The following is a 13,541-nucleotide window of genomic DNA, read 5'->3' as shown; positions in this document are numbered from 1 at the left end:
AAAAGTTACTGAATTTTTATTATTATCTAAATATTGGTACATATTTTATTGGGGGAGGAAAAAAGGGATGAAAAAGAAACCGTTTAAAGTGTTATCAACACTTGCTGTAGCAGCTGTTCTTGGCTGCTCGTTTGGGGCTGGTAGCCAGTCTGTTTATGCAGAAACACCTGCAAAAACAGTACCTACAAGCCCGATTGATGATCATTTAATTCCAGAAGAGCGCTTAGCTAATGCTCTTAAAAACCGAGGAGTAATTGATTCATCAGCTTCAAATGAAGAGACAAAGAAAGCTGTCGAAAAGTATGTAGAGAAAAAGAAGGGTGACAAACCTGGAAAAGAAGAAACGACTGGGGATTCTGTTACAAAAGAAGCGTCTGATTTCCTGAAGAAGGTTAAAGATGCAAAGGCAGATACAAAAGAAAAATTAGAAACACCAGCAAATGGAAATGAAGCTGGAGCAGTTCCCGTTAAAGGCGCATTAAATGGTAAAGTGCCAACTACTTCTGCAAAGGCAAAAGAGTATAATGGAAACGTTCGTAAAGACAAAGTACTTGTTTTACTTGTAGAGTATGCTGATTTCAAACATAATAATATCGATAAAGAGCCTGGTTATATGTATTCTAGTGATTTTAACCAAGAACATTATCAAAAAATGTTATTTGGTAACGAACCATTTAAATTAGAAGATGGGACAAGCATTGAAACATTTAAGAAATATTATGAAGAACAATCTGGCGGTAGCTATACAGTAGATGGAACGGTTACAAAGTGGTTAACAGTTCCAGGTAAAGCGTCTGATTACGGTGCAGATGCTGGAGACGGCCATGATAATAAAGGCCCACTAGGACCTCGTGACCTGATCAAAGATGCATTAAAAGCAGCGGTAGATAGCGGTCTTGATTTATCAGAATTCGATCAATTTGATCAATATGATGTAAATAAAGATGGCAATCAAAATCAACCAGATGGCTTGATCGACCACTTAATGGTTATCCATGCTGGTGTTGGACAAGAAGCTGGTGGCGGTAAATTGGGTGATGATGCAATTTGGTCACATCGTTGGACAGTTGGTCAAAAACCATATGAAATAGAAGGTACAAAATCAAAAGTACCATACTGGAATGGCAAAATGGCAGCGTTTGACTACACAATTGAACCAGAAGATGGAGCGGTCGGTGTATTCGCGCATGAATATGGTCATGATTTAGGTCTTCCAGATGAGTATGATACAAAATATTCTGGCGGCGGCGAGCCAGTTCAGTCATGGTCTATTATGAGTGGTGGTAGCTGGGCTGGTGAAATTGCTGGAACAACGCCAACAAGTTTCTCTCCGCAAAACAAAGAGTTCTTCCAAAAAACAATTGGTGGAAACTGGGCGAATATTGTGGAATTAGATTATGAGAAGTTAAACCGAGGAATTGGTTATGCAACATACCTAGATCAAAGTGTAACAAAAACGGCTCGTCCAGGTATGATCCGTGTTAATTTACCGGATAAAGATGTAAAAGGAATTCAACCTGCGTTTGGTAAGAAGTACTACTATAGTACAAAAGGTGATGATCTTCATACAACATTAGAAACACCTTTATTTGATTTAACAAATGCAACAAATGCAAAGTTTGATTACAAATCATTATATGAAATTGAAACAGACTATGATTTCTTAGAAGTACATGCAGTAGCAGAAGATGGATCGAAAACATTAATCGATACAATTGGTAATAAAAATGTAAAAGGTGGTGCAGATACCACTCTTGGAAAATGGGTAGACAAATCTTATGATTTAAGCCAATTTAAAGGTAAGAAAGTGAAGCTTGTATTTGAATATATTACGGATGGTGGTTTAGCATTAGATGGATTTACTCTTGATAATGCAACATTAACAGTAGATGGTAATGTTGTATTCTCTGATGATGCAGAAGGTACACCAAAATTCAAACTAGATGGCTTCATTGCTTCTAATGGAATTGAAAAGAAAAAGCACAACTACTATGTAGAGTGGAGAAACTATGCTGGTGCTGACGAAGCGTTAAAATATGCTCGCGGTCCAGTATATAACACAGGTATGGTTGTATGGTATGCAGACTCAAGCTATACAGATAACTGGGTTGGCGTGCATCCAGGATACGGATTCCTTGGTGTAGTTGATTCTCATCCTGAAGCAATTGCAGGAACTTTAAATGGTAAGCCAACATTTAAAGATAGCACACGTTATCAAATTGCTGATGCAGCGTTCTCTTTCGATCAAACACCGGCATGGAAAGTTGTATCACAACCTCGTGGAACATTTGAATACAGTGGACTACCAGGTGTTGCGAAGTTCGACGATTCTAAAGCTTATATTAATAAGCAAATTCCAGATGCAGGACGCATTTTACCAAAACTTGGCCTGAAATTTGAAGTAGTTGGCCAATCGGATGATAAGTCTGCAGGTGCAGTTCGCTTATATCGTTAATTATGAAGAAGCTGTTGAAGGTTTTCCTTTCAACAGCTTTTTTTATGAGCAAATGTATTTTATATGAAATGCAAACTCGTATATAATTAAACTTTAAGAATAGGAAAATGTTAAGTAAAAGGTGGAATATATATTGAAGAACCAATATAAACCCTTTTTAAGGTGATAGAGAGCATCCGTCCAAGCGTAGAAGCGGTCAGATCTTTTTCCTGCCCCATGCCAAGTGAAAACAAAGAGAGAAAATGAGTGTAGGTCACTTTTTGTTTTCGTAACAGTAATGTATATGTTGAAATAGCAATGTAAATATAGAAGGAGGGATAATAGATGGATATCACTTCTATTGTGAACGAGCAAAAGTCATATTTTTATAAAGGTCACACAAGAAATATAGAAGAAAGAAAGCAACATTTAAAAAGATTATATGAAGGGATTCAGCGTTTTGAATCTGATATTTTTCAAGCGTTAAAATTGGATTTAAATAAATCAGATCATGAATCATTTACGACAGAGGTTGGATACGTATTAAAGGAGATTTCCTTTTTAATGAAACATCTTTCTTCATGGAGTAAGCCAAAGCGCGTTCGTACAGCACTTACACACATTGGTTCGAAGGGGAAAGTCGTTCCAGAGCCTTACGGTGTTACTCTTATAATGGCTCCGTGGAATTATCCCTTTCAACTTGCGATTGCACCCCTTGTAGGGGCAATAGCCGCTGGAAACACGGTTGTATTAAAGCCGTCAGAATTGACACCTAATGTTTCTAGTCTTCTTGCAAATATGTTACAAGAGTTATTTCCGGCTGAACTTGTTGCGGTTGTTGAAGGCGGTATTGAGGAGAGTACAGCACTGTTAAAAGAGCCGTTTGATTATATTTTTTTCACCGGTAGCGTTGGAGTGGGTAAAATTGTTATGGAGGCGGCAGCTAAAAGTTTGATTCCCCTTACGTTAGAGCTTGGTGGAAAGAGCCCATGTATTGTGCATAATGATGCAAAGTTAGAAATAGCAGCAAGGCGCATAGTTTGGGGGAAATTCTTGAATGCGGGACAAACATGTGTTGCGCCTGATTACATATATGTTCATTCTTCTGTAAAAGAACAATTTATTGAAGCACTACGAATTGAAATTAAAAATCAATATGGCGAAAAACCACTGCAAAATGAAAATTACGTTCGGATTGTCAGTAAACGTCATTTTGAAAGATTATGTTCTTTCTTACAAGATGGCAGGGTGGAAATTGGTGGGAAATATAATGAAGAAACGCTGCATATTGAGCCTAGTATTGTAACGAATATTACATGGCAGGATTCCGTTATGGAAGATGAAATTTTCGGTCCAATTTTGCCGATTATAGAGTATGAGAAAATAGAAGACATCATTGAAAGAATTCAGCGACAACCTAAATCATTAGCTTTATATGTATTTTCAGAGAGTAAAGAAATTCAAAGACAAATTACACGTAATATCTCATATGGCGGTGGGTGTATAAATGACGTTGTATATCATCTTGCTACGCCATATCTACCCTTTGGTGGTGTTGGGAGCAGTGGATTAGGAAGTTATCATGGAAAACAAAGTTTTCGCACATTTTCACACTATAAAAGCATTTTGTCCCAATCTACAGTATTTGATATGAAAATTCGTTATTCTTCTACAAAAAGTGCTTTAAAATTCATACGAAAGTTGTTAAAATGATGATGGTGTTTATCAGTAGGCGTAGCCGTATGATAAAAACCCCTTCTCACCTGAAGGGGTTTTTCTGTTCGACATATGTATCATGGGAAAATGAATCAAACATACTACATAAAGAATAGCTAAGGACGCTGTTAAACAATCGTTTTTGTTTGGATCGAAACAAAAGAATTGATAGAAAACTAATATTTATTCATGAATATAAAGATTAAAAATTTGAGGTAGATAGGACGGGAAAATGAAAAAGATTATTAAAGTTGAAGCAGTAGAAAAACATTTTGGAGATCAAGTGATTATACCACCTCTTTCTTTAGATATTAAAGAAGGAGAATTTTTAACAATTCTTGGACCGAGTGGGTGTGGTAAAACAACTTTACTTCGTATGATTGCAGGTTTTGAAACTCCTACAAAAGGGAATCTCTTACTTGACGAGGATAGAATTAACGATTTACCACCTTATAAGCGTCATATGAACCTAGTGTTCCAGCATTATGCATTATTTCCACATATGACGGTGGAGAAAAATATTTGTTTTGGTATGAAGATGCAAAAAGTATCAGCGGCAGAACAAAAAGAACGTGCAGAAGAAGCGATGCGCTTAACTCAGCTCCTTGAATTCCGTGATCGTAAGCCTACAAAACTTTCTGGTGGACAACAACAGCGTGTTGCAATTGCAAGAGCAATCGTAAATAATCCGCGTGTGTTATTACTGGATGAACCACTTGGAGCGCTTGATTTTAAGTTGAGAAAAGATTTGCAGCGTGAATTGAAAAATTTGCAGCGTAATTTAGGAATTACGTTCATTTATGTAACACATGATCAAGAAGAAGCAATGAGTATGAGTGATCGAATTGTTGTTATGAATAAAGGACATATTGAGCAAGTCGGAACGCCAAAGGAAATTTATAAAGAACCGAAAACATTGTTTGTTGCGACGTTCATTGGTGAAAATAATATTATAAAAAATGGGAAAAGCTACGTAGCAGTGCGCCCTGAAAATGTAAAAATACGTTCGGTTGAGCAACCGATTTTAAAAGAATACCATCTTGGGCATATTGAAGATGTTGAATTTGTTGGAAATATGGAAAAGCTTTATGTACGCGATGAAAAAACATCAGAACTATTAATGGCATATCAAACTGCCGAAGAAGCAGCGCAGTGGAGTATCGGTGATAATATATATGTAGGCTGGGAGCAAGAGGATGAGGTGACCTTAAATTGAAAAAAGGGAAACTACTCGCATTACCTACAGTTACATGGTTGCTAATCTTCTTTTTATTTCCGCTTGTATTCGTATTAGCATTTGCGTTCTTACAGCGCGGAGCATACGGGACAGTGGAAATGCAATTTACATTAGATAATATATCGCGCGTGTTTGATCCGTTGTATATGAATACATTATGGGAAACAGTGAAAATTGCAGTTATTACAACAGTACTTTGTTTACTCATTGGTTATCCATTTGCATATACAATTACAATTGTTGATCGTAAATATCGTTCTATTCTTCTATTATTAGCAACGATTCCGTTTTGGATTAACTTTCTTGTGCGCTCATATGCATGGATTGTTATTTTACGTTCACAAGGTCTTGTAAATACATTATTGCTGAAGTTAGGCATTATTAATGAACCTTTAAATTTATTATATAATACACCATCTGTAATATTAGGAATGGTATATTCTTTACTTCCATTTATGATTTTACCAGTGTATGCAGCGATTGAGCAGCTTGATAAACGTAAGTTAGAAGCAGCATATGATCTAGGGGCAACACCAATGAAGGCATTTTGGAATGTGACATTGCCAATGACGATGTCAGGGGTCGCTACTGGTTCGATTCTAGTATTTGTTTCATCTATCGGAATGTTTGTTGTATCAGACGTCATGGGTGGATCAAAAGTAGCATTGATCGGAAACGTGATTCAAAACCAATTCTTAGGTGCGCGTGACTGGCCATTTGGATCTGCATTATCAATGATTGTTGTTCTGTTCTCTGTTCTGTTAATTTACTTATATTATCGTGCAACGAAAGTATATAAATACGGAAACGGAGGGGAATAGACAAAGATGAAGAAGTTTTTAGTATCTTATTCTTGGTTGATTTTATTGTTCTTGTATTTTCCAATGATGGTTCTAATGGTATATTCTTTTAACGATTCGCGTATTAACGCAGAATGGGAAGGATTTACCTTCCATTGGTATACAGATTTGTTTCAAAAGCAAGATGTCATTGATGCATTTGTAAATAGTATTACAATTGCAATCGTGACGACAGTTGTGACAACGGTTCTTGGCGTGATTTTTGCTGTTGCATTACATCGTTATAAATATCGTTTTGAAGGAGCAATTAATGGTCTTGTATATTTACCGATTCTAATTCCAGATATCTTAATGGGATTATCATTACTCATTTTATTTAGTCAAATTGGGATGGAACTTGGACAAGTTACCATTATTATTGCACATATTACATTTAGTATTTCGTTTGTTGTTGTGATTTTAGCAGCACGTCTTTCTGGTATGGGACGTGATTTAGAAGAAGCGGCGAATGATTTAGGTGCAACCCCATGGCAAACGTTTCGTTATGTAACGCTTCCAGGAATTGCACCTGGGGTTATTTCAGCGGCATTATTAACATTTACATTATCAATCGATGATTTTGTGATTAGTTTCTTCGTGTCTGGACCAGGATCAACAACATTGCCATTATATATTTACAGTATGGTGAAACGCGGAGTAACACCTGAAATTAATGCTCTTTCTACAATATTAATTGTTGTTATTGTTGGATTAATGGTTGCATCGGAAATATTCCGTAATAAAGGTGCAGATGGTGAAGAAAACTCTGGAGGACATCTTCCATTATAAGAGAGAATTATAAAGAACGAGGAGGCAATGAATCGATGAAATGGATGAAAACAATAGCTGGTGCAGCAATTAGCTTCAGTCTTGTTGCCGGCGTACTTGCTGGCTGTGGTGAAAAGAAAGAAGAGCTAAATATTTATAGCTGGGCTGATAACTTTGATGAGCAAGTGTTAAAGGATTTTGAAAAAAAATATAACGTGAAAATTAACTATGATAAATACGCAAGTAATGAAGAAATGCTTGCGAAATTACAAGCTGGCGGTGCAAAATATGATTTAATTCAACCGTCAGATTACATGGTTAAAACGATGGCAAAAATGGATTTATTAGAGCCATTGGACAAGAAGAACATTCCAAATGTAAAAAATCTTGTTTCAAATTTTAAAACACCTTCATTTGATCCAGAGAATAAATACTCACTTGTATACACTTGGGGTGTAACAGGAATTGCTTACAATAAAAAGTATGTAAAAGAAGCGCCAACAAGTTGGAGCGACTTATGGAATGAGAAATATAAAGGACATGTTACTTTATTAAATGATTCTCGTGAAGTGTTAGGAGTGGGTCTGAAAAAGAACGGATTTTCAAACAGCACACAAAATGATGCAGAGTTAAAGACGGCAGCTGCTGACTTGCAAAAATTACTTCCTAACTTACTTGCATTTGATACAGATAATATTAAACAAAAGTTTATTACAGAGGATGCTTGGATTGGAACAGTCTGGTCTGGAGATGCAGCGTTCATTGCAAAAGATAATAAAGATGTAGAGTATGTTGTTCCAAAAGAAGGCGGTACAATTTGGGCGGATACATTAGCAATTCCAAAAGGTGCGAAACATAAAGATCTTGCCGAGAAGTTTATGAACTACTTAATGGATGAAAAAGTAAGTGTGAAAAACTATGAATCCATTGGATATAGTAATCCAAATGAAAAAGCATGGGAACTTCACAGTAAAGAGTATCGTGATAATCACATGATTTTCTTATCGAAAGACGAATTAGCTCGTACAGAGTGGCTTGTTGATGTAGACAATAAATTAAAAGAGTATGATCGTTACTGGACAGAGTTAAAAACAAAAGGAAAATAGAAACATAAAACTGAATCTTTTAGGTGGGAGAGAGGGTCCGGCCGGGCATAGAAGCGGTCAGATCCTTTTTTCGCCCCATGCGGTATGAAAACAGAAGGAGGGAATGAGTGGAAATCTCCTTTTGTTTTCATGGCCGTAACTTATATGTTGGAAATCAAAAATATATAAACACAGATTAAAAAAACGACAGAAGACCTAATTTTTTAGGCGGGAGAGAGGGTCCGGCCGAGCATAGAAGGGGTCAGATCCTTTTTCAGTCCCATGCCGCGTGAAAACAAAGGGAGAAAATGAGTGGAGATTCCTTTTTATTTTCATAGCCGCGATTTATGTGTTGGAAAAACAAACTGGATATATAATAAAATGCGGTTTCTAAATAGGAACCGCATTTTTTCATAATAGGAGGAAAAAATTTGAAACGAAAATTACATCGATATGAGCTCGCTTGTATTCTCTTGTTGTTTGCTGCATTTGCTCTCATTGCTTGGAGAGTACAAGCAGATGGTGTAACAACACTTGATATATATGTGAAAGATTTTGTAAGAGGATTACAAACAGAGAGTTCACTTGCTTTTTTTACATATTTTACAAAAATAGGATCTGCAATTGGGATTATAAGCACGCTTATTCTTAGTCTGTTCGTGTTTTGGAAGAAACGTTACTATGCAGCGATGATTGTGTATCCTATGGCTGTGTTAATAACACATCTTGTAAATAAAGGAATAAAAGAAATTATGAAAAGAGACCGTCCGAGTTTAAATGAAGCGCTTGATGCCCTTGGATATAGTTTTCCAAGCGGCCATGCTATGCTATCAATGATTACGTATGGATTTCTTGCTTATATCATTGCTGCAAACGTAAAAAATGTGGCTGGGAAAGTTGTTATTACGATTGCGATGGCACTGCTAATCTTATGGATTGGATTAAGTAGAATTATTTTATCTGTACATTATCCGACTGATATTTTAGCCGGCTATTGTTTAAGTGGCATTGCATTAATTATCGCTATTTATTTTCATCGTTTATTTTCAGAGCGATTTGAAACGAATCAAGAGAGATGAGACACGTGCGAAAAGGCTCAGATTACTGGGTTTTTCGGACGTTTTTTTTCATACTAAAATCTCTAATTGATTATGGTAATATGTGCTAAAATATATATAAATCCAAATGAAAAAACCGACATAAACCATTTTTTAAGTAGGAGAGAAGATACGTCCGTGGATAAAAGCGGTCAGAGCCTTTTTCAGCCCCATGCCAAATGAAAACAGAAAGAGAAAACAAGTAGCGGTCACTTTTTGTTCTTCATCGCAGCAACTTATATGTCGGAAAATTAAAATGGATTTATATAGAAAGATTCACTAATTATATAAAGTAGGTGAAGATGTGTGAAGACAAATGTACATAAAATAGATAAATGGGGGAAATTCGGTAGCTTTCTTTATCAACTTCGCTATACAGTCATAATTACATTAGTTTTGTTAGCGATAGCACTCGGCATTTTCGCACCAAAACTTCCAGGGGTATTAGGGGGCGATGGTTTCCAAACAAAAGGAGACTATCAAACGACAAAAGCAATTTTAGATAAAGATTTTAAACAGTCTCAAGATACGCTCCTTCTTGTTTTCCAGAAGAATAAAGGAATCTCAAAAGAGGATTTTCAAAAAAGAATCGAAGACATTACAACAAGAATTCAAACGAAAGAAACGTATGATTCATTCCATCATCCATTAGAAAATAAGGAAATGTTACAAGACGATATTGCGTATGCGACAATTTTATTTTCCGGGAAAACAAGTAAAGAACGGAATGAAAAGACATTACAATTTGCAAAAGAAATAGAAAAGGAAAGTAACGATACTTTGAAAGTATCACCAACAGGCTTTCCAAAGATTAATGAAGAAATTAATGAGCGAACACAAAATGATTTGAAAGTAGCAGAAATGATCGGATTGCCAATTGCCTTTCTTGTACTACTATTTTCATTCGGTAGCTTGCTTGCTTCAATCTTGCCGATTTTAAATGGGGCGCTGAGTGTTATTAGTACAATGGGCATTTTATATTTTATTGGTGTAGATAAAGAGTTATCTATTTTTGTATTAAATGTTGCACCTATGATTGGGCTTGCGCTATCAATTGACTTTGCATTGCTGTTTGTGAATCGGTTTCGAGAGGAAGTGGCATATCGGACAGTAAAAGAGGCGATAGCTGTCACATATCAAACAGCGGGGCGTGCTATTGTATTTTCAGGGTTATGTGTTTTTGTTGGTTTATCCGGTTTGTTTTTCTTTGAAATTGATTATATTCAGTCTGTTGCGATTAGCGGGATGATTGTTGTTGTAATGAGTATGTTATTTTCACTTACACTTCTTCCGGCATTGTTATCGTTAATAGGGAAGCGAATCTTGAAAAGGGATCAAACTGCACCTCGCACTTCAAATATGTGGCGTAAGTTCGCTCAATTTGTTATGAAGCATCCTATTATGATGATTATCGTTGTTACATTGTTTATTATTGTCTGTTTGTTGCCGCTTCGCACTGCTAATCTGCAATTTCCTGGTGTAGAAGCATTGCCAGAGAAAAGTGATACACGAATTGCATATGAAAGGTATGAAGAGTCATTTAACAAAATTGTAAAAACACATGCTGATGTTACGCTAGTACTAGAGATGAAAAGTAATGTCATAGAGAAAGAAAATTTACAGAAGTTAGAAGATGTTATTCGAAAACTGAAAAAAGATAAGCATGTATATAAAGTAAAAAGTCTATATGATGAACTAAACGGTATGAAACCTGAACAGCTTGCTACATTGTTACAATCCCCACAGCGTACGCAAGTGGAACCTGTACTGGAAGCATATACAAAAGGAAATAAAACAACTCTTCAAATTTCCTTGGATACAAAGCCGAGAACGGAAACTGCGAAGCAATGGGTTCGTGATTTTAAAGACACGTATAAAGATGACAGTATTACGTATTATTTAGGTGGTATGACAACATTTCAACAAGAGTTAGAGGATGAAATTAAAGATAAAGTTGTGGTTGGGATGTCCGTCATATTCGGTTCCACTTTCTTGATTTTGCTCTTTGCATTCCGATCTATACTTATTCCAATTAAGGCCATTGTGATGAATGTACTTAGTTTAAGTGCAACCATTGGTATTGTGATTTGGCTATTTGAAGGTGGACATTTTGGATTGGAAGAAAGTTCAGTTTTATTCGTGTTACCAATCTTTATATTCGGCCTTGTGTTCGGCTTAAGTATGGATTATGAAGTATTTCTTATTTCTCGTATTCATGAATTGTATGAAGAGACAGGAGATAATGATACGGCAACGTTAGAAGGACTTGTATCAACGAGTCGTATCATTACATCAGCTGCTCTCATTATGATTGTTGTAACAGGAGCATTCGCATTTACTGATATTTTACCAGTAAAGCAAATGGGACTCGGTGTGGCACTTGCTATTTTTCTTGATGCAACAATAATTCGACTTATGCTTGTACCAAGTTTAATGAAAATGTTCGGAGATTGGAACTGGTGGCTGCCGTTTCGAAAGAAAAAAGTAAAATCATCGGATTAAAAAAGCGCTCATCTTGTAGAGAGACCACTGAAAAACGGAAGTTTTTCAGTGGTCTTTTTTGATCCGCCATTCTTTCCATATATATTCATTTTGATTTACTGACATATCAATCGCGGATATGAACACAAAAGCGGATTTCCTCTCATTTCCTCCCTTTTTTTACACGGCATGGGGCGAAAAAAGGTACTAACCGCCTCTGTGCATGATCGGATCCTCCCTCTCACCCAAAAAGAAAAGTTTTTTAGCAGTTTCTCTTATAGGATGAGCGCTTTTTTATGAATAGCATCACCCTCTTTTTGCAAATAGTATGTGGTAAGAACAATACATATAAAAGCAGGTGAAGACAATGTTTCGCTATTTTAAATTTAAGTTAAATGATACTGTACAGTTTGCAGAAAATGATGGGCACATGTATCGCATTGTCGGCTATAGACTAGAAAAAGGGTTTTACCCAAAAGATGAATGGACTCATATTATTTATGAATTACTGAGGGAATTTGATGGGTACACAATGGATGCTGAAGAAGAGGAACTTGTGAAAGTAATTCAAGTGGAGGAAGAATATTATAAAATACATGAGATGTCCGGTTATCGGTACCCGGTGAAAATGAAATCGAAGCCAAAAGTTTCTCAGGAAGAAACGATAGATGATTTATTAGATGCTTACAATGACTACAAGCGATTAGCAGATTTTTTTAAAGATTTATCTTATGAGCAAAAAGCAGAACAAATGTTACGAGAAATAAAGAAATTACGTGCTTAGAGGGCAGTCTATTATGTAGACTGTCTTTTGCTTTAAACAATGCATAATGAATCATTTTCCGTTACAATAGTAGAATCAATAGAAATAAGGTGGATAAAGCATGGAAATGAAAAGAAAGGGAGAATGGTGCGAAATTACGGTTCCTGCTAAATGGAGCGGTATCAGCATTGATTCTTTGTTAAAAGAAGAATGGGGCGTCCCCAAAAAACTATTACATCAACTTCGTATGGAAAAAGGTATCATCGTCAATGGAGAACGAAAACGATGGAGTGAACCTTTAGCAGAAGGAGATAAATTGCAAGTTCATATGTTTATCCAGGAAGAATATGGTGTCCAGCCGGAGTTCGGTGATTTAGAAGTGATATTTGAAGACGATCACGTATTAATTGTAAATAAACCTGTGCATATGGATACGCATCCTTCTAGCAAAGGTGGAACAGGAACACTTGCAAACTTTGTTGCTTTTCATTTACAAATGCAAGGTGTGGAGACGAAAGTACGGCATATTCATCGATTAGATAAAGATACAACGGGTGGCGTTGTATTTGCAAAACATGGGATAGCTGGTGCTATTATGGATCGGTTATTAATGGAGCGTAACATTAAAAGAACGTATTTGGCATTGGTTGAAGGGAAAGTAAAAAAGAAGCAAGGGATAATTGACGCAGCGATTGGAAGAGATCGACATCATGCAACGAGGCGTCGTGTGTCTCCAAAAGGTGATCAAGCGGTAACGCATTATCGGGTAGAGAAATATTTTAAGCATCAAGATGTAACGCTTGTAACATTACAATTAGAGACAGGAAGAACACATCAAATTCGCGTTCATATGAGTCATAGTGGTCATCCACTGATTGGTGATACGTTATATGGTGGACAATCCACATATATGTCAAGTCAAGCCTTACATGCTATGCGGATTGTTTTTTTACATCCAATTACAAAAGAAGAGTTAACAGTAGAGGTTCCACTTCCTAGCTATTTAAATAACATCATGGAATCTTTTAAAATGTCGAATAAATAAAGTTTTTCTGTTTAGTTGAGAAAGATATTTTTTGCAGGAAATTTTTTGTGAAAACCGAAGCCGTAAATAGAAAAGA

General features: G+C 36.2%; 10 protein-coding genes. All 10 read left to right on the top strand.

Going from position 1 to position 13,541, the window contains the following annotated elements:
• The first annotated feature begins 67 nt into the window (after nucleotides 1-67).
• Complete coding sequence (locus tag ACM6HU_RS25150; RefSeq protein ID WP_016113893.1) at nucleotides 68-2,455, top strand: immune inhibitor A domain-containing protein; 2,388 nt, start codon at nucleotides 68-70, stop codon at nucleotides 2,453-2,455.
• A 324-nt stretch (nucleotides 2,456-2,779) separates the two neighbouring features.
• Nucleotides 2,780-4,147 (top strand): aldehyde dehydrogenase, encoded by a 1,368-nt coding sequence (locus ACM6HU_RS25145; protein ID WP_016113894.1) that lies wholly within the window; start codon nucleotides 2,780-2,782, stop codon nucleotides 4,145-4,147.
• A gap of 235 nt (nucleotides 4,148-4,382) precedes the next feature.
• On the top strand, nucleotides 4,383-5,366 hold the full coding sequence (locus tag ACM6HU_RS25140; RefSeq protein ID WP_016113895.1) for an ABC transporter ATP-binding protein: 984 nt from the start codon (nucleotides 4,383-4,385) through the stop codon (nucleotides 5,364-5,366).
• The gene (gene potB / locus ACM6HU_RS25135; RefSeq protein WP_016113896.1) at nucleotides 5,363-6,208 is read left to right on the top strand and encodes a spermidine/putrescine ABC transporter permease PotB; all 846 of its coding nucleotides are present in this window, start codon (nucleotides 5,363-5,365) and stop codon (nucleotides 6,206-6,208) included. The genes ACM6HU_RS25140 and potB overlap by 4 nt, the downstream gene beginning before the upstream one ends.
• Before the next feature lie 6 nt (nucleotides 6,209-6,214).
• Nucleotides 6,215-7,015, top strand: a complete 801-nt coding sequence (gene potC / locus ACM6HU_RS25130; protein ID WP_016113897.1) for a spermidine/putrescine ABC transporter permease PotC — start codon at nucleotides 6,215-6,217, stop codon at nucleotides 7,013-7,015.
• Between the two features lie 35 nt (nucleotides 7,016-7,050).
• Complete coding sequence (locus ACM6HU_RS25125; protein ID WP_003196038.1) at nucleotides 7,051-8,100, top strand: spermidine/putrescine ABC transporter substrate-binding protein; 1,050 nt, start codon at nucleotides 7,051-7,053, stop codon at nucleotides 8,098-8,100.
• A gap of 410 nt (nucleotides 8,101-8,510) precedes the next feature.
• Nucleotides 8,511-9,158 carry a phosphatase PAP2 family protein gene (locus ACM6HU_RS25120; RefSeq protein ID WP_016113898.1) on the top strand — a complete coding sequence of 216 codons (648 nt, stop codon included), beginning with the start codon at nucleotides 8,511-8,513 and terminating at the stop codon, nucleotides 9,156-9,158.
• 324 nt (nucleotides 9,159-9,482) lie between these two features.
• Nucleotides 9,483-11,678 (top strand): MMPL family transporter, encoded by a 2,196-nt coding sequence (locus tag ACM6HU_RS25115; protein WP_016131258.1) that lies wholly within the window; start codon nucleotides 9,483-9,485, stop codon nucleotides 11,676-11,678.
• Between the two features lie 346 nt (nucleotides 11,679-12,024).
• The gene (locus ACM6HU_RS25110; RefSeq protein ID WP_016113900.1) at nucleotides 12,025-12,441 is read left to right on the top strand and encodes a hypothetical protein; all 417 of its coding nucleotides are present in this window, start codon (nucleotides 12,025-12,027) and stop codon (nucleotides 12,439-12,441) included.
• Between the two features lie 100 nt (nucleotides 12,442-12,541).
• Complete coding sequence (locus ACM6HU_RS25105) at nucleotides 12,542-13,465, top strand: RluA family pseudouridine synthase (RefSeq protein WP_016113901.1); 924 nt, start codon at nucleotides 12,542-12,544, stop codon at nucleotides 13,463-13,465.
• The last annotated feature ends 76 nt before the right edge of the window (nucleotides 13,466-13,541 follow it).

This window comes from Bacillus sp. IT-79MI2, from assembly GCF_949768135.1.
Taxonomy (GTDB): domain Bacteria; phylum Bacillota; class Bacilli; order Bacillales; family Bacillaceae_G; genus Bacillus_A; species Bacillus_A pseudomycoides.
This window is presented reverse-complemented; position numbering and strand designations above follow the sequence as displayed.